Source organism: Bergeyella anatis, assembly GCF_036016955.1.
GTDB lineage: Bacteria > Bacteroidota > Bacteroidia > Flavobacteriales > Weeksellaceae > JAYWXI01.
Window position 1 is genome coordinate 141,919 of record NZ_JAYWXI010000002.1, and the last position, 24,087, is coordinate 166,005.

Annotated in this window: 16 protein-coding genes and 5 tRNA genes; 16 read left to right on the forward strand and 5 right to left on the reverse strand. The window is 41.6% G+C overall.

The annotated features are described in order from the left end of the window. Position 1 precedes the first annotated feature (1 nt). Positions 2 to 376 (forward strand): YraN family protein, encoded by a 375-nt coding sequence (locus tag VQ048_RS02205; RefSeq protein ID WP_327610047.1) that lies wholly within the window; start codon positions 2 to 4, stop codon positions 374 to 376. Between the two features lie 93 nt (positions 377 to 469). Here VQ048_RS02205 and VQ048_RS02210 read toward each other — a convergent pair whose 3' ends face one another. Continuing rightward, positions 470 to 973: a superoxide dismutase family protein gene (locus VQ048_RS02210; RefSeq protein ID WP_327610048.1), complete on the reverse strand. Its 504-nt coding sequence runs from the start codon at positions 971 to 973 to the stop codon at positions 470 to 472. A 228-nt stretch (positions 974 to 1,201) separates the two neighbouring features. On the opposite strand from VQ048_RS02210, the gene VQ048_RS02215 reads away from it, so the two are divergent. From VQ048_RS02215 to VQ048_RS02230, 4 genes are all read left to right on the forward strand, one after another. Beyond that, positions 1,202 to 2,440, forward strand: coding sequence for a bifunctional folylpolyglutamate synthase/dihydrofolate synthase (locus VQ048_RS02215; protein WP_327610049.1), 1,239 nt, complete (start codon positions 1,202 to 1,204; stop codon positions 2,438 to 2,440). A gap of 33 nt (positions 2,441 to 2,473) precedes the next feature. Further along, a tRNA-Val gene (locus VQ048_RS02220) sits at positions 2,474 to 2,548 on the forward strand. A 42-nt stretch (positions 2,549 to 2,590) separates the two neighbouring features. Beyond that, a tRNA-Val gene (locus VQ048_RS02225) sits at positions 2,591 to 2,665 on the forward strand. Positions 2,666 to 2,774: 109 nt separating this feature from the next. Continuing rightward, positions 2,775 to 3,995 carry an aminotransferase class V-fold PLP-dependent enzyme gene (locus VQ048_RS02230; protein WP_327610050.1) on the forward strand — a complete coding sequence of 407 codons (1,221 nt, stop codon included), beginning with the start codon at positions 2,775 to 2,777 and terminating at the stop codon, positions 3,993 to 3,995. 148 nt (positions 3,996 to 4,143) lie between these two features. Here the strand turns inward: VQ048_RS02230 and VQ048_RS02235 are convergent, their stop codons facing one another. Beyond that, on the reverse strand, positions 4,144 to 5,346 hold the full coding sequence (locus tag VQ048_RS02235) for an endonuclease/exonuclease/phosphatase family protein (protein ID WP_327610051.1): 1,203 nt from the start codon (positions 5,344 to 5,346) through the stop codon (positions 4,144 to 4,146). 197 nt (positions 5,347 to 5,543) lie between these two features. Here VQ048_RS02235 and VQ048_RS02240 point away from each other — a divergent pair, with 197 nt between their 5' ends. Both VQ048_RS02240 and VQ048_RS02245 read left to right on the forward strand, forming a co-directional pair. Then, entirely contained in the window at positions 5,544 to 8,303 is a 2,760-nt protein-coding gene (locus VQ048_RS02240; protein WP_327610052.1) for a carboxypeptidase regulatory-like domain-containing protein, read from the forward strand. Between the two features lie 18 nt (positions 8,304 to 8,321). Next, the gene (locus VQ048_RS02245; protein WP_327610053.1) at positions 8,322 to 10,373 is read left to right on the forward strand and encodes a DUF5689 domain-containing protein; all 2,052 of its coding nucleotides are present in this window, start codon (positions 8,322 to 8,324) and stop codon (positions 10,371 to 10,373) included. Positions 10,374 to 10,435: 62 nt separating this feature from the next. On the opposite strand, the gene aat is transcribed toward VQ048_RS02245, so the two are convergent. Then, a complete protein-coding gene (gene aat / locus VQ048_RS02250; RefSeq protein WP_327610054.1) occupies positions 10,436 to 11,080 on the reverse strand; it encodes a leucyl/phenylalanyl-tRNA--protein transferase in 645 nt (214 codons plus the stop codon). Positions 11,081 to 11,134: 54 nt separating this feature from the next. Next, entirely contained in the window at positions 11,135 to 11,518 is a 384-nt protein-coding gene (locus tag VQ048_RS02255; protein WP_327610055.1) for a DUF3127 domain-containing protein, read from the reverse strand. 163 nt (positions 11,519 to 11,681) lie between these two features. Here VQ048_RS02255 and VQ048_RS02260 point away from each other — a divergent pair. From VQ048_RS02260 to VQ048_RS02280, 5 genes are all read left to right on the forward strand, one after another. Next, positions 11,682 to 11,763 (forward strand) — tRNA-Leu (locus VQ048_RS02260). Between the two features lie 33 nt (positions 11,764 to 11,796). Then, positions 11,797 to 11,869: transfer RNA gene (locus VQ048_RS02265), tRNA-Gly, on the forward strand. Between the two features lie 13 nt (positions 11,870 to 11,882). Beyond that, positions 11,883 to 11,966, forward strand: a tRNA-Leu gene (locus VQ048_RS02270). Between the two features lie 322 nt (positions 11,967 to 12,288). Continuing rightward, positions 12,289 to 13,035 (forward strand): GLPGLI family protein, encoded by a 747-nt coding sequence (locus tag VQ048_RS02275; protein WP_327610056.1) that lies wholly within the window; start codon positions 12,289 to 12,291, stop codon positions 13,033 to 13,035. Between the two features lie 9 nt (positions 13,036 to 13,044). Further along, on the forward strand, positions 13,045 to 15,687 hold the full coding sequence (locus tag VQ048_RS02280; protein ID WP_327610057.1) for a hypothetical protein: 2,643 nt from the start codon (positions 13,045 to 13,047) through the stop codon (positions 15,685 to 15,687). 134 nt (positions 15,688 to 15,821) lie between these two features. On the opposite strand, the gene VQ048_RS02285 is transcribed toward VQ048_RS02280, so the two are convergent. Next, positions 15,822 to 17,531: a helix-turn-helix domain-containing protein gene (locus VQ048_RS02285; protein WP_327610058.1), complete on the reverse strand. Its 1,710-nt coding sequence runs from the start codon at positions 17,529 to 17,531 to the stop codon at positions 15,822 to 15,824. 350 nt (positions 17,532 to 17,881) lie between these two features. On the opposite strand from VQ048_RS02285, the gene VQ048_RS02290 reads away from it, so the two are divergent. The 4 genes from VQ048_RS02290 (at position 17,882) to VQ048_RS02305 (ending at position 23,922) form a co-directional block, all read left to right on the forward strand. Then, positions 17,882 to 19,963 carry an outer membrane beta-barrel protein gene (locus VQ048_RS02290; RefSeq protein WP_327610059.1) on the forward strand — a complete coding sequence of 694 codons (2,082 nt, stop codon included), beginning with the start codon at positions 17,882 to 17,884 and terminating at the stop codon, positions 19,961 to 19,963. A 98-nt stretch (positions 19,964 to 20,061) separates the two neighbouring features. Further along, a complete protein-coding gene (locus tag VQ048_RS02295) occupies positions 20,062 to 22,737 on the forward strand; it encodes a carboxypeptidase-like regulatory domain-containing protein (protein WP_327610060.1) in 2,676 nt (891 codons plus the stop codon). 87 nt (positions 22,738 to 22,824) lie between these two features. Continuing rightward, positions 22,825 to 23,343 (forward strand): KdsC family phosphatase, encoded by a 519-nt coding sequence (locus VQ048_RS02300; protein WP_327610061.1) that lies wholly within the window; start codon positions 22,825 to 22,827, stop codon positions 23,341 to 23,343. A gap of 15 nt (positions 23,344 to 23,358) precedes the next feature. After that, a complete protein-coding gene (locus tag VQ048_RS02305) occupies positions 23,359 to 23,922 on the forward strand; it encodes a Maf family protein (RefSeq protein WP_327610062.1) in 564 nt (187 codons plus the stop codon). Positions 23,923 to 24,087 lie beyond the last annotated feature (165 nt).

Consider the following 24,087-nt stretch of genomic DNA (forward strand, 5'->3'; position numbering starts at 1 on the left):
GATGGCGGAACATAACGATTTCGGGCGTTGGGCGGAAGAAACGACCGTTGTATTTTTGGAGTCGAAAGGGTATCGGATACTGGCCCGAAATTACAGATACCAAAAAGCAGAAATCGATTTGATAGCCGAATTCAAAGATTTGGTTGTTGTGATTGAGGTCAAGGCGAGAGCTTCAAAGACTCCTACCCGACCGGAAGAGGCGGTGAATCGGAAAAAAATAAAACGCCTGGTGGGTGCTGCCGATGCTTTTATGGCGGCCCATCAAATGGACAAAGAAGTGCGATTCGATATTGTATCGGTAATTTTGGAGTCGGAAGGAAAGTATACCATTACTCATTTGGAGGATGCTTTCGAGAGTTTCGATGCTGGCCTTTAGTTTGGGTACGGGCAATATAAAATTTAATTTTTTTCAATAGGAAAACTCCGAAAATGAATTCGGAGTTTATTTTCTCATAGCGGATGCAAAATTTTATTTGATTTCCACGCAACCGATTCTTCCGCCTGCATTACCGGTGGGTTGGGTTTTGAAATCGTCTGCTTTGGCATGGATGATGATGGATTTTCCGATGATGTTTTTAGTTTCATCTTTACAGCCAATGCACCATTTATCGGTTTTCATGACCATTCTTGCGGTTCCTTTTTCATCGGCTTTCAGGTTACCCAAGTCACCGGCGTGATGTTCGTGGGAAGCCCATTTTCCATGTTTTTCGTTGGTGGGATTCCAATGGCCGCCGGCGGAGGTTCCGTCTGCTGAAGAACAATCGCCAAATTCGTGGATGTGCGAGGCATGAAGGCTGTTGGGAGTAAGGTTATAAACGTTCATATCCAATTCGACGGTATTACCTTTTTGGGTGAACTTGGCCGTCCCTTGGGTTTGGGTTCCGCTTTTAGCAGCAATGGTATAAGTTTTTGTGGTGGTGCAGGAAGCTAAGGCCAGCGTAAGCGCAATTGCCGAAATTACAGATGTTTTCATTTTTTTGGATTAAAATAATTAGCTACTTTAAAGGTAATAAATATTTGAAAATAAACGGGCAGGAAAAGAATTTATTTTTATTTTTCACGTGAAACATTTGTTTTAATTATTTGATTTATAATATTTTGTATTGTTTACTTTTGTGTTTTGTTTAAGTTTTTAAGGATTAAAGTTGGATTTTGATTGTTTTTTCTTCGGAATCTCCAATCTTTTATCCAATTTTGCATCATGACCGAGAAAGACTATCAAGAAGCTTTGGATTGGCTCTTTGTTCAAGCACCGAATTATCAAATTCAAGGGCAGAAAGCTTATAAACCGGGGTTGGATAACATCCGTGCATTATGCAAGCATTTTGGCAATCCCCAGGAGCAAATTCAGACCATTCATATTGCAGGGACCAACGGCAAGGGTTCAACCAGTAATATGTTGGCTTCCGTGCTTCAGGAAGCGGGCTATAAAGTTGGGGTTTATAACTCGCCCCATTTAGTCGATTTTACCGAAAGAGTCAAAGTGAATGGCAAGAAAGCCGATAAGGTTTTCGTTTACGATTTTATCCGAAAGCTCAAGACGCTTCCCGAGACTATCCGACCTTCTTTTTTTGAATACACTACGATCATGGCGTTTGACTATTTCTTTCGGCAGCAGGTGGATTTTGCCATTATCGAAGTGGGATTAGGCGGGCGGTTGGATTCCACCAATATCATTTTACCGAGAGTTAGTGCCATTACCAACGTGTCTTTAGATCATACGTCCATTTTGGGGGATACCGTTGAGGCCATTGCTCGGGAAAAGGCAGGAATTATCAAACCAGGGGTACCGGTGGTGTGTGGTGATCAAAACGAAAGGGTAAAAGAAATCATTAAAGAAGTGGCACAATCCAAAGAAACGAAATATGTGGACGCTTCCATAGGGGCTCCCTCCTACTCTTCTGATCTTGAAGGTCGTTACCAAATTAACAATATCAAAGTGGTTTTGGGGCTCGTTGAAGAACTGAAGAATCAAGGGGTAGGCATTTCAAATCAAAATATTGAAGAAGGCCTGAAAAACGTGGGACGAAATACGGGATTTATAGGCCGGTGGTATCGTTTTTCGGAGGATCCTTTGGTGATTTGCGATACGGGGCATAACCGGGCTGGTTTGGAGGAAGTTTTTTCTCAACTCGAGTCGATGGATTTATTCAAACATATGATTTTGGGGTTTGTCAATGATAAGGATGTGGGGTCTATTTTACCTTTATTGCCGAAAAATGCGGCTTATTATTTTGTAAAACCATCGGTTGAACGTGGCCGGCATCCTTCGGAGTATGAAGAGGAGCTGAAAAAAATGAAAATTAATTATAAAATTTTTGAAGATGAGCAATCAGCGTATTTATATGTAAAACAGATTGTTACAAAAAAAGAAATGATTTTTGTGGGCGGAAGTAACTTTGTTGTAGGAAAATTTTTAGAAAAAAATTTGCAGGAATAAAAAATCGTCGTATATTTGCAACACCAAAAACAAGGGTTCTTAGCTCAGTTGGTTCAGAGCATCTGGTTTACACCCAGAGGGTCGGGGGTTCGAATCCCTCAGGACCCACAAAATCTCAGAAAATTCTGAGATTTTTTTTATTTTCCTTGGGGGTGGTTAGCTCAGTTGGTTTAGAGCGTTGCGTTGACATCGCAGAGGTCACTGGTTCGAATCCTGTACCACCCACTTCACCAAGTAAACGTCCTGCCTGAAGCGGGGCGTTTTTTTATTGGCAGGGAGTGAGGAAAGCACCAAAAATATTTCCGTAAATTTGCCTTTTTCTAAAGGCAAAATCATGATCGATATAAAAGCAATCCGCAGCCAGTTTCCCATTTTGGATCAAAAAGTGAACGGGCATCCTTTGGTGTATTTGGATAATGCGGCGACCTCCCAAAAACCGCTAGGCGTGATTGATGCGCTCCGGAATTATTATTTGGAGAGCAATGCGAATGTCCATCGGGGGATTCATACACTTAGCCAAATTGCTACCGAACAGATGGAGGCTGCCCGGAAGAAGGTGCAGCGGTTCATTGGTGCTCGACACGATCATGAGGTTATTTTTACGAAGGGAACGACAGAGGGGATTAATCTTATTGCTTATGCTTTAACGCCTCTCATTAGCGAGGGGGACGAGATTATTGTTTCTCACTTGGAACATCATTCCAACATTGTGCCTTGGCAGATGCTTTGCGAGAGAACTGGTGCAGTGCTTCGGGTGATTCCGATGGACGGAAACGGGGTGTTGCAATTGGATTTTTTGGAGAAGATTCTGAATGAAAAAACCAAAATAGTGTCTGTCAATCAGGTTTCTAATGCTTTGGGGGTGATTAATCCTATTGAGGAGATTATAGCCATGACGCGCCGGCTTTCCTCGGCTTGGGTTGTGATTGACGGGGCTCAGTCGGTTCCTCATTTCAAAATCGATGTTCAGTCCATGGATTGCGATTTTTTCGTGTTCTCGGGGCATAAGATGTACGCTCCTATGGGAACGGGGATATTGTATGGGAAGGAAGCGGTTTTGGAAAAGATTCATCCGTTTCATGGTGGTGGAGAAATGATTCATACTTGTTCTTTTGAGAAAACGACTTATGCTGCTCTTCCCTTCCGCTTGGAGGCAGGGACTCCGAATGTGGGCGGAAACATTGCTTTAGGGGCGGCAGTGGACTTTATTGAATCGGTTGGTCATTCCTTTATTCAGGAACATGAAGAAGCCTTGCTTGCTAAAGCTCAAAAGCAACTTTCGGAAATTGGGGGACTGAAGATTTATGCCGAAAAAGCCCCGAGAACCGGCGTAGTGTCTTTTACCATTGAGGGGGCGGGAATTGCTTCCGATGCCGGCATGATTTTGGACAAAATGGGGATCGCGGTCAGAACGGGGCACCATTGTACGCAGCCGATTATGGACTTTTTCAATATTGCGGGTACGGTACGGGCCAGCTTTGCGGTTTACAATACGTTGGAGGAGATTGATGTTTTGACCGAGGGGGTCAGAAAAGCCAAACGGATGCTTCTGTAAAAGATTTTTTTAAATGGCGAGAGATTATTAGGGTTTGTTGATTCAGGTTGTTGATGCAGATTTGGGAAACTATCCCGACAGAATGAATGCATAGAGCATAAAAAAGAGACCGAAATTTCGGTCTCTTTTTGTTTTTATTGAATGAAAATTAATTTCTTGAAGGAGCTTCCCTTTGAATCACGGATACTGCAGGAAAGTGGTCGCTGTATCCTCCGGTGTAGGAATCAAAGTTCCATGAACGCTTGGGATACCCTTTGAACTGCCCTTCGCGGTTTATCATATAATCGGGGGCATAAATTTCCGCTTTGTAAATGCTGTATTGTTTGGAAAGCGGTTCGGAAGAAATCAGGTTTTTCGATACGATGATTTGGTCGAAAAGGTTCGGAGCGTCCCGATAGGCCAAAGAAGCGATACCGGCGCGGTATAATTTGGTCATTAGGTTCAAATAGGGCGATTGGTCAGAGAGTTCCTTTTCGGTTCCTACAGCGCCTAAATGACGTCTTAAACTGGGGCTTACGGGATCGTCGTTGAAGTCGCCCATGGCAAAAAGTTTAACCGAGGGGTCTTTTTCTCTTATTTTATCCATTTCTTGCTTCAGGGCTACGGCAGCCGCATTACGACGAGCGGCCGAACGGGCTTCGCCTCCACTTCGGGAAGGCCAGTGGTTCATGAAAACCGCAATTTTTTCGCCGTCCAAAAGTCCTTCTGCGATTAAAATGTCCCGAGTGTAGGAGCGTTTGCCTTCGTCATCGAACATTACGATTTCTTTTTTGTACGAATGGGTAGGCAAAAAACGGTGTTTTTGATAAATCAGCGCTACGTCAATTCCCCGGGCATCGTAGGAATTGTAGTGAATAATGCCATAATTCCCGTTGGCAAGAGCAGATTTCTTGATTAGATCCTCGATGACTTGGCGGTTTTCCACCTCAATAAGCCCTACGATTGTCGGAAGGCTGTTGGTGTATTGTCTGCCCAGTTCCGAAATGACTTTGGAGAGGGTTTCCAATTTATGGTTATAGACTTTTCCGCTGTAGTTTTTAGCGCTTTTTGGAGTGAAATCGTCGGCAAGAACCTGATGACGAATCACTTTTTTGCCAACCAAGAGCGAGTCGTTCCAAGGGCCGGCGTAATCTTCGGTAACCTCCAAATACTTGAGCGAATCGATGGGGACACTGCGGTGGAAATTCCGGTGTCCTATGGGAAGCGTTCCGTCGATATAATCGGCCGAAGCAATGGTATCCCATAAATTTTCCACGTTCATAAAAGCCACGGTGGCACGCTGCACCTGGCGCCTCTGAGCCTCCGTTAGCACCAAGCTAAATACGGCAATAAGGATAAGGAATTTTCTCATTTTAATGATTTCTCATGCAAAGTTACTATTTTCTGACTTAGATAAAAGCCCGTTGAAAAAAAATAGCTTTTGACGTAATATATATCATCTTTTTTAACGATAAGATAATGTTAAAAACCTCATAACTTTACTAAAATTAAGTTAATTTTGTAGTCTGGTATTTTATCAGGACATTTTAGAATACAATTTTTTAAATCATGATAAAAAAATTATCTTTAGTCTCGTTATTCACTATGCTTCCGGCATCTTTTTATTATGCGCAGACCACGGTTTATGCTTATGTAAAAGACGCTCAGGGCAACCCTGTGGAACGAGCAGAAGTGGATTTGGTGCAATCGGCTAATGATGTGACAGCCGATAAGATTGGTTACTTTCAGTTTGTGGATCTTAAGCCGGGAACCTACCAAATCGTGGTTACCAAGCAAGGATTTGAGCAAAGAATAATCGATTTTCAGGTAGCTTCTGACGAGAAGAGAAAAGATTTGGGTGTTATCAGCCTTCTTCCTTCGGCCAATACGCAAGATATGGGTATTCTTCTCATTGATGATGCGGTTGCGGACGCGGATGGAAGTTCCATGCAGCCTACGGTAGGGCTTTTGAGTTCGGGAAGGGATGCTTTTCAAAATGCGGCGGCTTTCGAGCTGGGGGCTTATTGGTTCCGCCCGAGAGGGATTGATAACCGTTTTGAAGATGTTCTTTTCAACGGGGTATCCATGTCCAAGAACGATAACGGTCGCATCGATTTCAGTAATTGGGCGGGACTTAACGACGTAACCCGTTACCCTCAGGAGAATGCGGATAATTTGACTCCTTCCGAATATACTTTTGGAAACTTGGGTGGTGTGGTTTATTACAACACAAGGGCGTCCAGTTTTAGAAAAGGGGCTTCGTTGGCGTATTCCCTTACCAACCGTAGTTACCGGAACCGTCTGATGGGGACTTACTCCAGCGGAATGATGGCCAACGGATGGGCTTTTACCGTATCGGGAAGCCGTCGATGGGCAGAGGAAGGTATTATTGAGGGAACCGTTCAAAATTCTTACGCTTATTTTGCGGCGGTAGAGAAAAAATTCTCGGAAAGGTTTTCCATTAACCTTACGGCTTTTGGTACGCCTACACGTAGAGGAACCAATAGCCCGAGCACGCAGGAGGCCTACGATATTTTGGGCAAAAATTACAACTCTTTTTGGGGTTGGCAGGATGGTGTGAAGCGGAATTCGAGAATGCGGAGAACTTTCGAGCCGGTGTTCATGCTTCAGACTTTTAATAAACTAGGGAAAAACAGCAATTGGAACAATACCATTTCTTATCAAACAGGCGAAGATGCCAGAAGCCGCTTAGATTGGTTCCATGCTCAGGATCCCCATCCTACGTATTACCGCAGATTGCCTAGTTATGGTATCTCGAGCAGGGATGAATTTATAGCCAACAGTCAGATCAACTGGGAAAGCCTTTACCTTGCGAACTTCAATAACAGAGAGGAGGGGGCCAGATATTCCCTAGTGGAAGACGTGAGTAGAGATAAAACATTCAACTTTATTTCCCATTTCGATACGAAACTCTACGACAACTGGAAATTGAACCTTAACCTGGCTTACCAAAAATTAAAGTCCGATAATTTCAGAAGAATAGAGGATCTTTTGGGTGCGAGCTATGCTAATAATTTGGATGCTTTTGGAAGCGATCGTCCTTACAATATGGATGATCCGAACACCAAAGTGGGAGTTGGCGACCGAACCCAGTATTCTTTTGATTTGCTTCGGGATCACCTTTCCCTTCATGCGGAAACCGAGTTGGATTTGAGAAAATGGAGTGTGGCGGCTTCTGCTTTTGTTGCTTATTCCGAGTCCCAAAGAAACGGGCATTTCCGAAACCATTTTTACCAGGATAATTCCAAAGGGAAAAGTGCTGTTTATGATGCTTTGGAAGCAGGTTTGAAGGCCCGAGTGACGTACAAATTGGATGGTCGTAATTTCGTGACCTACAGCGGAACGTTCTTTAGCCTTGCCCCTACCCTTAACGAGATTTTCATCAACCCGAGGGTTAGCGATTTTGTAACCCCTGGTGTGGCTAACCAAATCATCAATTCCAACGAATTGAGCTACATTCATCGTGGTCAAATCCTCAAACTCCGACTATCCGCTTACTGGACGGATATCGACAATGCTACGGAAATTACCCGTTATTACGGAGAGGGCTTGCAGTTGGGCGATAATGCCGTGGCCAGCAACGCTTTTGTTACCGAGGCTCTTACGGGCATTCGCAAGAGACATAAGGGGTTGGAGCTTGGTGCGGATCTTAAAGTTTCCCCTACGCTTAACATTATCGCTGCGGGAAGCTATGGCGAGTACACTTACGAAAACAATCCGAATCTTTATCTTACTTTGGATTCTGACCTTTATGCCAGAGGGTTTGAGAGCTTGGGTCAGGCAAATATCAAAGGGTATAAAGTGGCCGGTACGCCTCAAAAGGCGGCGTCTTTGGGCTTCCGTTATAACAGTCCTAAATTTTGGTGGTTTGGGGCTTCGGCGAACTATTTGGCAGATCAGTTTCTTAGCTTCTCTTCAATCATCCGTTCAGCGAGTTTTTACACCAATCCGCTTACCGGAGACCCTTATGCCGCTTACGCGGATCCTTTTTCCGGAACGGCTATCCCAGAGGCAACACCGGAGAATGTGGCTGCACTCGTGAAACAAACCAAGTTTGACGATCAGTTTATGATTAATGCCAACGTAGGTAAATCGTTCCGATTCGGAAAATACCGGATGGGTGTGAGCCTTAGCGTTAACAACGTGTTGAATAACCGTAATTATGTTACCGGAGGTTTTGAGCAAGGAAGAAAATCCAACTTCAGGGAGTTTTATTTGGAAAGCCAAAGAGAGACCCCTTATTTCGGACCAAGATTATGGTATGACCGCGGAAGAACCTATTTCGCAAACGTTTATTTAAGATTCTAAAAAAACAAACAGACAGCAATGAAAACAGTTTATTCATATATTAACAGTGTTCTGTTCGTGGTTTTTGCTTTGATGCTTGGGAGCTGCGTTCACGATGACAAGTATAATACGCCGGATCTTTCCGAGTATCAATGCGGAGAGCTTAAGGCAACCATGACGCTGAAAGAACTGAAGGCAAAAGCCCAAAACGAAACCTTCACCGAAGACGATGTGGTGGAAGGGTATGTTTCTTCATCCGACGAGACGGGAAATATTTACAAATATATTTTTATTCAGGATAGTCCGTCCAACCCAACGGAAGGTTTGGTTATCAGCGCCGATGCGGTTAGTATGTACACGAAGTACCCGCAGGGGGCCAAGGTGTACATCAAGCTGAAAGGTTTGGCTATGGGGCAGTATGGTAGTTTTGTCCAGCTTGGGGCAATGGATGCTACGGGAACGTTTGGAAGAATTTCCGAGAAGATGCTTTACACGAACATGATTCGTTCCTGCACAGAAAAAGCAACGATTGTCCCTCACGAAATGACGCTCAGCGATATGAGAACGGCTAACGACCAATATGTCGGGACGTTAATTAAAGTTAAGGATGCCGGTTTTCATGCCAATGCGTTGTGTACGCAGTATGCTTCGGAGGGCAATACGGTTAACCGGAGCTTGATTGATCCCACTTTTACGGGGGTATCGAGAGTGGTTCGTACCAGTGGTTATGCCTCGTTTGCCACAAAAACGATTCCTTCGGGCCAAGGGGATTTTGTAGGGATATTGAGTAAATTCGGGACGACTTATCAGCTTTATATTGTTCGTGATACGGATTTGGATATGACGAAAAAAAGAAGCGACGGATTGGAAGCTCCTTGTGCTGCGGATGCCTCTGCGGCGGCTAAAACAGTGGCGGAAGTGAAAAAACTTTATAGTGGAAGCCTGAAGCAAATTTCAGATAACATTACCCTTACGGGACGGGTTATTGCGAATGATGAAACTGGCAATCTTTTCAAATACATTTATTTGCAAGATGCGACGGGAGGAATAAAGATTAACATCAATATGACTTCGCTTTACTTGGATCGGAGATTCCAAGTGGGAAGGCTTTTGACGGTGAATCTTAAGGATCTTTACCTTGATAGTGTAAACGGCGAACTTCAAATCGGTGGTTTGTTCCAAAACCGTTTGGGGCAAGTGGAAACCGGAGATGTTTACAAGCATTTTTACCGCAATGAAACGCCTGTAGTCGGTATTGTGGCTACGGAGAGAACCCTTTCGGAGTTAACCCCTGAAGATGTGGGTAAATGGGTGAAAATTAAAAATCTTCAATTTATCGACAGCGATTTAGGGAAAAACTATGCCGAAGGCAATGCCGTAACAAACCGAACTTTGATGGATTGTAGCGGAAATACCATTCTTTTGAGAACGAGTGGTTACGCCAATTTCGGAACACGAAACGATCCTTTCCCTGCAAATTCGACCGAAATAGATTCTGGGAAAGGGGATGTCTACGGGGTGCTTAGTATTTTCAACGGAACGTACCAGCTTTGGATTACTAAACTAAGAGATATCGATTTGGATAATCCTCGATGCGACGGTTCACTTCCGGCAAAAACGACTGCGCTTCTTCAGGAAGGCTTTACCAATTTGGATAATTGGACTACGCCTGCCGTTGTGGGAACCCGTACTTGGTTTTCCATTAACCGAGGGAATCCTACGCCAGCAGCCCGTATGGACGGAAACCGAGAGAATACGGAAGCTTGGTTGGTTACAAAAAATGCGGTGTCTTTAGCGGGGTATTCCGATGCGTACCTTTCTTTTGAGTCCGATGGACGCAACAATGGAAATTCTTTGGAAGTATATGTAACTACCAATTATACGGGAAATCCTGCTACGACGTCGTGGACGAAACTCGATGCGGTATTTGATACCAATCTCAATGCTTGGGACGACTATACGCCGTCGGGCAAAATCAGCCTTAAGAACTTCAGTGGACAAAATATCTATGTAGGGTTCAAGTATGCTTCAAGTGCTGGAGCATCGACGATATGGACCATTGATAACGTTCAAATTCGGGCAACAAAATAGCGTTTGTCAATTTAATTATTGCATAAAAAAACAGAGTGGTTTATTTCCACTCTGTTTTTATTTTAGCTTTCTTGGTAGAGTCTTTCCAAATAATCTTTTTTGGAAATCATCCTTGCCCCTAAACTTTCAAGATGTTCCGAATGGATTTGGCAATCAATCAGATCGAACCGGGCAAAATTTTTTGCCACAAAAGTGATGAATCCCGCTTTTGAAGCGTTACTGACTTTAGAAAACATACTTTCGCCACAAAAGATGCGGTTAACGATTACCCCGTAAAATCCGCCGACCAATTCGCCTGCTTTCCAAACCTCGACGCTCAAAGCCTTGCCTTCCCGATGAAGAGTTACAAAAGATTCGATCAATTCTTCTGAAATCCATGTTCCGTCTTGGTCTTTTCTGGGAGCCGTCATGCAGCAGCGCATGACCTGCTCGAAACATTGGTTTTCGGTCACCGTAAATTCATCGTTCCTAAGGATTTTTCGCATGGATTTAGATACTTTCAACTCCGAGGGAAAAAGCACAAAGCGCGGGTCCGGACACCACCACATAATCTCTTCGCCAGGATTAAACCAAGGGAAAAGCCCCAAGCGGTAAGCCAGCCATAGTCTTTCGGGTGATAAATCGCCTCCGCAGGCCATAAGACCTCCTACGGGATGGTAATTTCTCGGATCGGGGAAAATCATTTGGGAAGGGTCGATAAAGAACATTTCGGGATAAAAAATCCCGCCGCGGAGGCAGGATGATTATTGGAGGGTTGGGTTTTAGAAAGGTAAATCATCGTCTTCCTCGTCGTCAAACGGATTGCTATTGGTATCCACAGCGGGAGTGTTTGCGTTGGGTTGCGCATGGATAGGCTCGTTATCGAATCCTCTTCCTGTTTTTTCCAATCGCCATCCGACGATAGAGTTGAAATATTTTACTTCGCCTTGCGGGCTGGTCCACTCTCTTCCTCGGATATTGATCCCCACTTTCACTTCATCCCCTTCCGAAACACCGTCTAAAAGCAGCGCTTTTTCCGATAAAAATTCGATATTTATCGGCTGAGGGTATTGCTCCTGCGTGAGAAGAACCATTTCCCTTTTTTGAAATCCGCTTGCAAATGTTTGAGTTTCAGAGAGTCTTTTAACTGTACCTTGTAATTCCATAATTCAAATAGCTTAGGTTGTAAAATTAGGAAAATCCAAATAAAAAATGCCGAATCGGGGAAATGAAATTTTTAGAAAAAAGTTTAGGAAAAATTTGTTTTTGTAAAATAAATAGTGCTATATTTGCAACCACAAAAAAAGAGTAACGTTCTTTATTAACAAAGCGGATGTGGTGTAATTGGTAGCCACGCCAGACTTAGGATCTGGTGCCGTGAGGCGTGGGGGTTCGAGTCCCTTCATCCGCACTTTCATCCCCTAATCTCGGTTAGGGGATATTTGCGAAAATAGCTCAGCTGGTAGAGCACAACCTTGCCAAGGTTGGGGTCGCGGGTTCGAGTCCCGTTTTTCGCTCTATTTCTACCTTGCCCTGGTGGTGGAATTGGTAGACACGCAGGACTTAAAATCCTGTGTCCGCAAGGACGTACGGGTTCAAGTCCCGTCTGGGGTACTTACAACGCTGAAAATCATTCGATTTTCAGCGTTTTTTTTATTGCTTTACTGCGAATGACTGAAAAAACAACGATTTAAGTTGCTGTTAAAACCGAAAGCAAGGAAGAATGGTTTTGATAGTGTAAAAATTACAATTTGTTAAACATTTGTTTATATTAATATTTTTTTTTTAAAAAAAATCAAATAATTTTGACATTTATGTATTTATTATATATTTGTAAGGGAATTTAAAATTAAATGATTAGAAATATAGTGTCAGGGCTATCAGGTTAGAGGCGTATTGCGGGAACTAATCGGAATGAACGTGTTAAAAATTTGGCATGAAGAATTTTATTTTTATCATTGTTTGCTTGTTAACGACAAAACTAAGCGGGCAAAATCTCATTGTAGAGTATTTGGCTGAAAATAAGAGTGCAGAGCAACATTACAGTCTCTATCTGATAGATGGTGCTGAGGGGACGTACGATATTAATATTTTTCATGCCAAATATCCGGATTATTCAGACCTTTTAAAGGATGACGCATTTTTAAAGTCGCGTATTTACATCAATAGTTTGAAGAAAGAAGGCGAGGCCATCTACGGAGTAAGATATCATAACAAAGGAAGGAAAGTCTATAAAGACACTCCGCCGCCCATTGGCTGGAAAACGAGCAATGAGGTAAAAACAATCTTGGGCTTTCAATGCAAGAAGGCAACCGCTGAATTCCGCGGACGAAACTATACCGCTTGGTATACGGAGGATATTGCGGTATCGCAAGGGCCTTGGAAGTTGCGGGGGTTGCCGGGATTGATACTGGCGGCTAAAACCGATGACGGAATTTTTTCTTTTGAAGCGGTTAATATAAAACTTAGCTCGCCGCTTTCTGTGCCGGAAAAATTCAAAACGATTTATGCTTCCACGGATGTTATTTCGTACCAAGAACAAATTTTGGACGAGAAAATAAAATTACAAGAAATTGTAGCTCAACAAATAGCCAGCCTGCCGAAGGATTATGTTCCGGTCAGCGATAGTTCCCCGAGTAGGAACGGCGAGATGGAAACTTCTTTTGAGTGGGAGAAAAACTAAAGTCTTGTGATGAGAGGGTTGTGGGCCTTGTTGCTTCTTTTTCTATTTGTGAGGATTTCTGCACAATCGGAGATTCGGGGACGGGTCGTATTTCCTGATGGAAGCACAGCAAAAGCCAACCTCATTTTACTTAATGCCAATAATGAGACGGAAACTTTCGGTTTTAGCGATAAAACGGGAAGTTTTTCCCTGCGTGTTGGGAAGAAAGGGGCGTTCAGATTACAAATAAAAGCACTGAACTTCATTACAAAGGAAATCGCCGTCGATATTACAAAAGAAAATCAGGTTTTAGATTTAAAAACAATTGATATTGAAAAAGTTAGCGAAATAAAAGAAGTTGTAATTACCCGTGCTAATCCGATTAAAATAAAAAAAGACACCATCGAGTTTAACGCTCAGAGTTTCTCCTCCGATACAGAACTGACGGTAGAAGATCTGCTGCGGAAAATCCCCGGGATAACCGTGGGAAGTGACGGTAAAATAAAATTTGGTAAAAAAGAAGTAGAGCGGGTGATGGTGGAAAACGACGACTTGTTTGAACAAGGCTACCAAACGCTTACTCAAAATATGCCTTCCGCTTCACTGGATAAGATTCAGGTTCTCAAAAACTATTCTAAGAATAAGCTTTTGAAAGGGATAGAGGACTCCGAAAGAGTAGCAATAAATCTTACGATAAAAGAAAAAATGAAAAGCCAATGGTTCGGAAGCGCGCATTTGGTTTCGTCCAGCTATATTGAAAACAGGCATCAGGCTAAGTTTAACCTGATGAATTTTTCAAAAAAACGAAAAATCTATGGCCTAGTAAATTACAATAATTTAGGAGTGGATGAGATGAAAGGCGTAGGTTATCTTCTAAATCCTTCTTCTGCCAATGAGGTGGAAAACGTGGGTGAAAATTTGCCCCCGTTGTCCATCGTCCATTTGCATTCTAAAAATCAATTTTTTGAAGACAAAAGAACCAATTTTAATAATGATAAATTGGCTTCTATCAACACTATCTATAATTTTCAGCAAGATTGGAAACTGAAAATAGTAACGCTTTTTAATGCCATAGAAAACAGAAACTATATCGATAGCCGCCGCACCGTGCATTATGACGGACTTCAGTTTACCAATATTGAAAGCAAAGCCTGGAAACAAAATAAACAAAACATCATCGGGAAAATAGAACTGCTGAAGGAACGCCCCTCATCGTCTTTGCTTTTCTATAATAAGCTGGCTCAGCTTGATGAAATAAACGATAACCGTTTTGTTTTCAATCAACAAATTAATTTTCAAAATGGCAATAATCAATTATTCACCAATGAAAATAGATTAGTCTATACCCGGAAAAAAGACGAAAATACGGCGATAGTAGCGGTGGCAAAATATGTATACCAGCATCGTCCCTACACGTTTTTTACCGAAAACGATGTATTTCAATACGTTTTGAACCATCCGGATATTCATAAAATAAAACAAAATATAGACTCTAAAAAACAGTTTGTAGGCGCCAAATTTTCATTTCTTAAAACGTATTCCGAACACAAAAAATTAGAATTGCAAGCAGGGAATGAGATCAAAAAAGACTTTTTAAATACCGATGTTAATTTTTACGGTATGGCCAATGAAAGCATTAATGCCGATACTTCCGATTTCAGAAATAATCTTAGTTTTTTGCAAAACAATGCGTATGCACAGTTTAAATTCTCCAACAAAAAGGGAAGATGGAATTATGGCCTACAGCTTACAAGCCAGCTGATCTACACGGACTATAATAACGCCAGTAACGCAGGGTTTTATTGGACACCGAACCTCAATATCGGCTATCAAAATCGAAAAATAGGGGTTTTTAACTTTTCGATAAGCCGAAAAATAAGCACAATGGAAATTACCGATGTCTATCAAAATTACATCTACCAAGGAGATAGAAGCTTTATTAAAAACGAAATGGAAATAACTCAATTGCCACAATATACCATGAATTTTTCTTATAATATTGGTAACGAATTGTCAAATAGCCTCCATGTTCTTGCCTTTTATCATAAGAATGAAGACTATATCTCTAATAATATGATTGTAAATCCTAATTATACGATTTATCAAAATATTTTAGTAAAAAACAATGCCAATTTCTCTGTAAATGTAGAAGCCAAAAAATACCTGAGATTTATAAAGTCAAAATTGAGTCTTTCTAACGCATTTTTCACTTCAAACTATGAGAATAGCGTAAATAATGGCTCGCTTATTCATACCCGGTTTTCCAACTTCAAAACGGGAGTAGGACTGAAATCGGGTTGGACTAAAAATTTAAACTATGAAATGGGTTACGAATGGCGGTTTAACACCATCGATTCTCCGATGAATCAAAATAAGTATATCGACCAAACCGGCTTCCTTAATATTTATTTCAGAATTACCTCTTTACTTAGGTTGGAATCGTATAAAGAGATGTATAAACTGGGCAACACGCCTCAGAATTCCATTTATTTTTGGGATGTAAAACTAAACTATCAGCTGAAAAAGCACAAAGCCAACTTATTTATGATGGGGATTAATATTTTAAATAACAACGAGATGCAAAGGTATTCCATTACCAATATCAGCGAAAGCATTTATAATCAGAAACTTTTGCCAAGATATGTTGCGTTGGGAATTAATAAGAGCTTTTAATTTCAGTCTTTCTTTTTTGGGAATTTAATTTATTTTCTCTTTTTCTTTCGCTTCAATAAAGTTTCTTTTGTCAAATGCCCGTAGGGGTGTTTTCTTTATGCCTCCAAAAAGGCTACTCTGTGATCGGCATACGTTCAGAACTTGTTGTTCTCTTTTTTCCGCTCCTTTATGAAATCAGTAGGGCGTATCCCGTTGATTTCTAAGAATAAGTCTGAAAAGTTTTGACGGGACGGAATGCCGCATTTTTCTGCTAATGATTCTACGGTTAGGTTAAGGATTTTTTTATCATTATACATTTGCTGGGTAATATAGTTAATACGCAGTTCAGCGATGTACTTGGAGAAACTATTGTTCTTATTTTCATTAATTACTTGGGAGAGATATTTGGAGTTCGTCTCTAATTTTTCAGAAAGTTTTTTTAAGGTTAGCCCTTTTTCTGTAAAACCTAATTCGTTTTCAAAAGTTTCTAATTTTTGTAAAATCTCATTATAGATTTTCTTATCAGGAATGGGGGTAGGGGGTGGTAGAACTTCTAAGGTTTGCACTGGGACAATGGAAGGATTGGTTTTCAGCTTTTCTTCTAACGCAGAATATGTTTTTCTAATGTGTCTTACTTTTTTGTAATGGAAATATATCAGAAGACATAATACCAGAGTAAGGATAATACTTGCAATGATGATCCAATTATTTTCGTTTTCCAACCTTGCTTTTTCCTCTAAAAGTTTAGCCGTATCATAGTCTTTGTGTATTTTGGAAGAAAGTTCATTAAAGTCTTTGGACAAGATTTGGTCTATTTTCAAAAGTTGATTGATGAAGTACAATTCTTGTTCCTTATCATTATTTTGCTTTGCGTGTTTTATTAAAAGTTCATAGTTTTTTCTTAGTTCTGGAATTACAAAGCTGGTCTTGTTGAAAATAGAATCCACTTTTTTAAGATATAAAATACCTCTATCTTGTTGATGGAGGTCTATATGTGCTTTTCCTAAATACATATAGCTGATGGATTCCCAGGCGATGTCTTTATTTTTTATGATGTTAGGCAAAGCTTTGTTAAGCCCATTGATAGCTTCGCTAAAGGATTTTTTGTTGTAATTTGATATAGATTGAGATTTTAAAAAGTAAGAATGTTCCAAAGAAAACTCACGAAACTGGTCGGTCTCAAACAATCCAATTGCTATTAAGGAGTCTGCTTTTTGGTGGTTTTCCATGTTTAGGTAACAAACCACCGCTTGATGCATACTATTGTAATACCCTTTTCGGTTATCGTATAGACTATTAGCATCTAACTTTTTGTTACGAGCTATGGGTTCAAAAAAGGCAATCCCTTCTTTAAAATGCTCTAATGCTTCCGTATGATATCCCAAATAGCTCTTTACAACCCCAATGTGATAGGATATGGAATGTGTGCGAAAAAGGTTACTATGTTGTTGTTTTTTAGAAATGTTAAACGCTTTTATATAGTCTTCTAACGCTTTTTTGAAGTCTCTACGATAGAAGTAGAAAAGACTTCCACGCATCATGTAGGCGGTAGTCTTTTTATCGATATTATGCGATAGTTCTGCGGTTATGATGGCACTATCGGCATACTTTAGTTTTATTTTTTCATTGGAATTATAGAACCCGGCGTCGAAGTACCCCTGGGTAAGATGGTCATAATCTTTCTCATGCTTTGCTTTAGCAATGTATCTTTTTATATGGATTAGAGCAGTAGTGTCATTTTCATTTTTATAGTCGTATTTTGAACGAATAGACGCATAAGATTGGGCAGATATAAAACCGTAGTATATCTGTAAAAAAAAGATTAAAAAGAACTTAAAAAGAAGGTTTTCTTTATTTAAAAACACAAGAATTGGGTATAAATAACCCTCAAATATAAGGAAAAGAAAAATTAATTATAAATGTATTGTAAATCAGATCTTAATTGTTTAAAATATTTGTCCTAATTCGTGAATTAGGACGGATTTTTCCTTGAATTGTGACCACAATAATTTTATTGGACGAAAGAAGCAGTTTAGTTTTGCAAATGAAAGTAGAACCGAGTTTTGGTGTTGTGGAAAATAAGAATGAGAAGAGGTTTTACAATTGGCGTTTTTCTGCAATTAGGATTGCAGGTATACGGAATTTATTCCGATAAAGATGTAATATTTTTTACCGGTTAACTGTCCTAACCATGAACTAATAAATGATTTTGAAAATGAAAAAGCAAATTATTACGGGAGCTGCCATCTGTTTGTCTATTGTTGGTTTTTCTCAAGAGGTGAAGACTGATTCTACTGCCAAGGTCAAAGAAATTCAGGAAGTTATCATTAAGTCTCAGCGTAAAAAGCAGTTTTCGGATAAATCGGTTTATACTTTTGATAAAGAGGCAATTGCTGCAGCTCGGCATTCAAAGGATTTATTGGTTTCTTTACCGGAGGTTCAGCTTGATCTTGTTTCCAATAGGATGTCCAGTGTTAAAGGTGGAAAGATATTATTTCTCATTAACGGTATTGAAGCTACAGATATGCAGTTTGGTGCCGTGGCGCCGGAAAATGTGGTTCGTGTGGAATATTTTGATATTGTCCCTACCCGGTGGGAGGGGAAAGCAGATGTCGTTGTCAATATGATTACGCGTAATCCTGAAAATGGGTTGACTTACGGAGCAGAAGCGATAGGCGCGTTTTCTACGGGTTTTTTAGATGCACAAGTTTATGCCAGCCATACTCGTGGAAATCACGATTTTGGTTTAGAGTATGCTTTTTCTCTTAGGGATTACGATAATAGAGAGTACCTTAATTCTTATGAGTATTCGTTAAATGGGACGAGATATAAATCTGAAGAGAAACGAAGAGACCATTTTGGTTATACCATTCAAGATGTTGCTTTAAGGTATACCTACGCTAAGCCGGAGAAAGAAACGTTCCAAGCCAAATTCAATCTTAATCTGATGAACGATTTTAGTAAAGGAAACGGGCGTAGTATTTTTGAACAAGGAAAGGTAAGCTCGTTGAACAACACTAAAGACTATAAATCTGGTAAATATCTAAAGCCAACTTTGGATTTGTATTATTCCAGACAGATTGGTAAAAAAGACGAATTGGTCGTTAATTTTATTGGGTCGGTGTATGATAATCAAACCTATCAGAATGATAGAGAGTGGGTTGCCTCTACGGGAGTAGATCTATTTAATAATGAGATGTCTCTAATTGCCAAGCAAAAAGCCTTTGTGGGAGAAGTGGCGCATTATCATAATTTAGGCAAGGCCAAATGGAATTCGGGGTATCGGATTAGCAATAACACGATTTCCAACGATCTCACTAATTTATCGGGGCAAAGACAGTTTAGTGTCAATTATTTGGAGCAGTATTTTTATTCTGAGATTTCGGGAAGGAAAGAGAAGTTCATGTACCGTTTTGGGGCGGGATTAACGAACATTCATAATAAGAGTGCCGAATCGGTTTTTGATGAGTGGACTTTTACCCCGCGTTTGCTTGTGGGCTATACGTTTAAAAACAATCAGAGCCTTCGGTTCACCAGTTCTTATAAGCCGAGCAGCCCGAGCAGTTCGCAACTGAGTCCAAATGTGGTTAATATTGCACCTAATATTATCAGAAGGGGGAATCCCTTTTTGAAATCTCAAAAGTCATGGACGAATAGCTTGATTTACTCGATTAATTCAAAGTATTTTGATTTTAATACGACTTTAGGTTATATTCATATCGATCGGATGGCGAACAGTTATTATGTTTTGGATCAGGATTTTGGAGGCTATGCTTTGACGTATCAGAATGCGGACTTCTATCAGAGCTACCGTTGGGAGTTTAGCGGCAGTATTAAGCCTTTCGGAAATAGAACCTTGGTGATAAAAACCTACTTGAGACCTACCTCTGAGATGATAAAATTAGAGGACGGGCGAAAGCTGAAGAATACCTATCTTAAGAATTACTTCAATATTACTTCTCAGTATAAAAAGTGGTTTTTGCAATACCAGTTTAATATTCCAACTTATTTTATGGGGGGCGCTTTTTTATTTACGGAGGAAAATAAAAGTCACTTAGCCATGGGTTACACGCTTGGAAATTGGGTTTTGAAGGGCGGTATGTATTGGATGGGAATGCCATCGGAATATAAAACCAAGAGTCAAAAAGAAAGTTTGGTAAACTTTACGGGAAATACTCAAATTTTGAATAATAAAAATATGATTTTCTTGGGGGTTAGCTATAACTTCACTCGGGGGAAGAATGTGGAGATAGACAAAAAATTAGAAAACGAAACGGCTGAAGCGGCTCGTTTTTAAAAAGATAAGGAAAAGTTATTTTTGGAGTGTTTTAAGGGGGTAGTGTAACAACCCCCGATTTTAATCAACTAATTACCTGACTCTTAATAAAACTAAACATGAAGAATAACTTTTTTTTACTGGCTTTTTTATTGCTTTTCGGGGTGGTTTTTGCTCAGAAGACCATCACGGGTAAGATTTTGGACAACGATGGTCAGCCTGTTCCCAGTGCTTCGGTTACGGTGGAGGAACTGGGAAAAGAGGCGATTATTGCCTATGGGATATCCAATGCTAAGGGCGAGTATAAGGTAACGTTCACTACGGAATCGGGCGAGGTTAATCTCAAGATTAAGGCGTTTAACCATAAGGCTTTGGTGAGTCGGGTTCGTAATGAGAATCAGAATCTTAACTTTAATCTCCAGCCGGAGGCGACGGAGATTAAGGAGGTGAAACTCACCACGAAAATAATCACCAAGAGAGGGGATACGATTTCGTATGATTTGAAGGCTTTTGAGAACAAGGCGGATCGGACGCTTTCGGATGTGCTGAAGAAGATTCCGGGGATTGAGGTAAGCAGCAGCGGTCAGATTCTTTATCAGGGGGAGCCGATTAACAAATTTACCGTTAATGGGAAAGACTTAATGGAGGGCGGCTACGGTACGTTGGTCAATGCGCTGCCGACCAGTGCGATTCAGAAGATGGAGGTGATGGAAAACCACCAGCCTATTAAGGTGTTGAAGGATAAGGTGCCTTCCGATCGGGCGGCGATCAATATCAAGTTGAAAAACAAGGTGACGATGACGGGGCGCGGGGAAGTGGCTTCCGGCTTCATGGATCCTTGGTTGTGGAATGTGAAGCTGACGCCGATGTTTTTCGGACAGAAAAACCAGTGGATGGTTAATTATAAATCCAACAATACGGGAGAGTCGGTGGAAAATGAAGGGCAGCTTTTGGCTTTTGGAAGCCGTTGGGAAGGGGTTCGGCGCAATGTTTCCCAAACGCAGTGGCTGTCGGTGGAGAATGCGGCGGTGCCCGGTTTGCCGGAGAAACGCTATCTTTTCAATAATGTGCATTACCTTTCGGCGAATTTGCTGACCACGCCGTTCAAGGATAAGGAATGGGAAATGAAGGTCAACGGAAGTTATGCGAATAATGTGGTGGAAAGGGAGTCGCAGAGGGAGGTGCGTTGGTTTGAGACGGGGAGCACTTACCGTTCGGGGGTTGCCAATTCATTTTATACCGATAAGGTTAAAGGGGAGGTGGTTTTTACCAAGAATGCGAAGAAAGGTTTTTTTAAGAATACCACGACGTTTTCCCAATTTTGGAATGGGGATCGTGGGGCGGTGGAGCTTAACGATCCGCTTTCTTCCCGCTTTTCTCGCCAGTCGTTGGAGTCGCCTACGTCTTCTTTTCAGAATGCGTTGAGTTCCATTGTGCCTTGGAAGGAAAAAATGATTAATTTACAATCTTTTGTCAGTTATCAGAATGATCGTCAGCGGTTGTCGCTTTCGCCGGCGGTTTATGTTGACAGCGGTAACGGGACGGATTTTGACCGTCAGATTTCGGGGCGGAGCGTTTTGCACCAATATTTTGGGATGAAGACTTTTGAAGCGGTTCATTCGGCTAATGTCAGTTTTACGAAAAAGTTTTGGACGCTGACTCCGGAGGCGGGGCTTACTTATAAGGATAACCATTTGGTTTCTGATTTTTATGCGGATGCTTACCGTTTTGACGAGCGTTACGCCAACGATTTGCGATACCGGGTGGTGGTGCCTTACGGAAGTCTTCGGGTAAATTATAAAAACGAGGCTTGGTTGTTTACGGCGAATATTCCGGTTAATTTTAATAGTGTCAGGGGCGAGGATGAGGTCCGTGGGGTGAACAAATCGGTTCGTAAGACGACGTTTGAGCCCAGTGCTTTTGCCCAATATTCTTTTGCTTCTTTTTGGAAGGCGAATGCCAATGCGGGGTACAGTTATAATTTTGGTGAGATTGATTATGCTTATGCGGGCTACCTCATGCGTTCTCCTAGAAACATTGGGGGGATGAATCCTTCCAATCCAATTCCCGAAACGGCAACGCGTTATGCGGGGACTCGTTTGGAGTACCGCAATCCGCTCAACAATTTGTTTTTTAATGTGAGGTACGGTTATAATCATGTGAAACGGAATTTGCTTTCTTCTCCGAGTGTGAATGAGTTGGGGTTTGGAGTGATGAATTTCGTGCTTCGGGATAACTTTACGGAGAGCAATAGCTATACGGCGGAGGTGGGGAAATATTTTCCTTCGTTTAAGACGAATGCTTCGGTAACTTATGGTATGACGGCATCGGGGTCTGAGGTGTCGCAAAACGGGGTGGATTTTTTCAGCCGAAGCCATTCGCAGCGTATGGGCTTTAAGTTTAACAATACGTTTTTCAGTTGGTTGAGTGCGGATTATAATTTGACTCACTCTTGGAACCGACAGAACGTCATTTCGGGTTCTGCTATTACTTATAACGGGTACAATCATAACTTGGCGGTTTATGCGTATCCGATGGAAAATCATACGGTTGGTTTTTTCTGGGATCAGATTAACACCAGGAATCAGGAGTTTAATTACCGCAATGCATTTTTCGATCTTTCTTACCAATATACTTGGGCGAAGAAGAAGATTGATTTTGAGGTGAAGTGGCTTAATATTGCCAACCGTAAGTTGTTCGAGACGTATTCGATAGGGTCGTTCTCCGAGAGTTTTACCCGGATGCAGCTTCGTCCGTCCCAGATTATGGTCAATGTGAAGTTTAACTTTAAATAATTTGGCTTGGATAAGTGTGTGGTTTTAGGTTTGATTTAAAGCGAAATAATACTACCTTTAAATCCGTAAAACTTAAGGAACATAATAATGTCTTATAAAACCAGATTAAAGGACATCAAGGCGTTTGTTTTTGATGTGGACGGGGTGTTTACCGACGGTAGTGTTTACCTGATGCCGGACGGGGCCATGTGTCGTGTGATGAATGTTTTGGACGGCTATGCTGTGGTCAAAGCGCTGAAGCAGGGGTATAAAATCGGAGTGATTACGGGCGGGGACGATCCGATGGTTCGTCACCGTTTGGCTTACTTGGGGGTGAAGGATTATTACCCTAAATCGAAAGATAAACGTTCGGATTACGAGCATTTTAAATCGGCTTATGGTTTGGGGGACGAATCTGTTTTGATGATGGGGGACGATTTGCCGGATTTACCGGTGCTTCGCTGTGCGGCAATTGCATCTTGTCCTCCGAATGCGGTGGCAGAAGTCAAGGCGGTTTCGGATTATGTTTCTCCGGTTCCGGGGGGGCGTGGTGCGGTTCGGGATGTTATTGAGCAGGTGATGAAAGTGCAGGGGACTTGGTCGGAGGACGATACCCGTTCGGTTTAAATTGGAAAGAAAAAAATGAAAAAAATAGTATTGGCGTCCCGTTCGCCCAGACGCAAAGAGCTTTTGGAGGGGTTGGGTTATGGGAATTTCAGGGTGGTTTCTTTGGATTGCGAAGAGGTTTATCCTTCGGATTTGGCGGTGTCGTCCATTGCGGAATACCTTTCGGATTTGAAGGCTTCGGCTTACGGGGATTTGTCGGAGGACGAAATCTTGATTGCGGCGGATACGGTTGTGGCATTTGACGATGAGGTTTTGGGGAAACCCAAAGACGAGTCAGAGGCCAAGGCGATGCTCGGTCGTTTGTCGGGACGTACGCATCAGGTTTATACGGGGGTAACTTTGCGCTTCGGAGCGGAGAAAATTCGGTTTACCGATAAGGCGGAAGTAACTTTTGGGGAGCTTTCGGCGGACGAAATAGACTACTATGTTTCGCGCTACCAGCCGATGGATAAGGCGGGGAGTTATGGCATTCAGGAATGGCTGGGGATGGCCAAAATTAGGGAAATCAAAGGGAGTTTTTATACGATTATGGGCTTGCCTACGCATAGGGTTTACGATGTTTTACGGCGATGGGTTTAGGCTTTTTGGTTTGGGGGGATTTTCTGTTTTTTGGGGATTTCGGTAGGAAAAAAGCAGGTCGTCTTATTTTTTAAGGTGGAAACCGTTTGCTTTTTATAACTTTACGGTGGTTTTTTTTGCGGAAAACGGAGGTAGAGAGACAATAAAAAGAACCGTTAGTTAGTT

What these genes read in the sequence shown, in the direction of transcription:
- VQ048_RS02205 (WP_327610047.1), top strand. Translation starts at nt 2, where the DNA reads ATGGCGGAACATAACGATTTCGGGCGTTGGGCGGAAGAAACGACCGTT.
- VQ048_RS02210 (WP_327610048.1), bottom strand. Translation starts at nt 973, where the DNA reads ATGAAAACATCTGTAATTTCGGCAATTGCGCTTACGCTGGCCTTAGCT.
- VQ048_RS02215 (WP_327610049.1), top strand. Translation starts at nt 1,202, where the DNA reads ATGACCGAGAAAGACTATCAAGAAGCTTTGGATTGGCTCTTTGTTCAA.
- VQ048_RS02230 (WP_327610050.1), top strand. Translation starts at nt 2,775, where the DNA reads ATGATCGATATAAAAGCAATCCGCAGCCAGTTTCCCATTTTGGATCAA.
- VQ048_RS02235 (WP_327610051.1), bottom strand. Translation starts at nt 5,346, where the DNA reads ATGAGAAAATTCCTTATCCTTATTGCCGTATTTAGCTTGGTGCTAACG.
- VQ048_RS02240 (WP_327610052.1), top strand. Translation starts at nt 5,544, where the DNA reads ATGATAAAAAAATTATCTTTAGTCTCGTTATTCACTATGCTTCCGGCA.
- VQ048_RS02245 (WP_327610053.1), top strand. Translation starts at nt 8,322, where the DNA reads ATGAAAACAGTTTATTCATATATTAACAGTGTTCTGTTCGTGGTTTTT.
- aat (WP_327610054.1), bottom strand. Translation starts at nt 11,080, where the DNA reads ATGTTCTTTATCGACCCTTCCCAAATGATTTTCCCCGATCCGAGAAAT.
- VQ048_RS02255 (WP_327610055.1), bottom strand. Translation starts at nt 11,518, where the DNA reads ATGGAATTACAAGGTACAGTTAAAAGACTCTCTGAAACTCAAACATTT.
- VQ048_RS02275 (WP_327610056.1), top strand. Translation starts at nt 12,289, where the DNA reads ATGAAGAATTTTATTTTTATCATTGTTTGCTTGTTAACGACAAAACTA.
- VQ048_RS02280 (WP_327610057.1), top strand. Translation starts at nt 13,045, where the DNA reads ATGAGAGGGTTGTGGGCCTTGTTGCTTCTTTTTCTATTTGTGAGGATT.
- VQ048_RS02290 (WP_327610059.1), top strand. Translation starts at nt 17,882, where the DNA reads ATGAAAAAGCAAATTATTACGGGAGCTGCCATCTGTTTGTCTATTGTT.
- VQ048_RS02295 (WP_327610060.1), top strand. Translation starts at nt 20,062, where the DNA reads ATGAAGAATAACTTTTTTTTACTGGCTTTTTTATTGCTTTTCGGGGTG.
- VQ048_RS02300 (WP_327610061.1), top strand. Translation starts at nt 22,825, where the DNA reads ATGTCTTATAAAACCAGATTAAAGGACATCAAGGCGTTTGTTTTTGAT.
- VQ048_RS02305 (WP_327610062.1), top strand. Translation starts at nt 23,359, where the DNA reads ATGAAAAAAATAGTATTGGCGTCCCGTTCGCCCAGACGCAAAGAGCTT.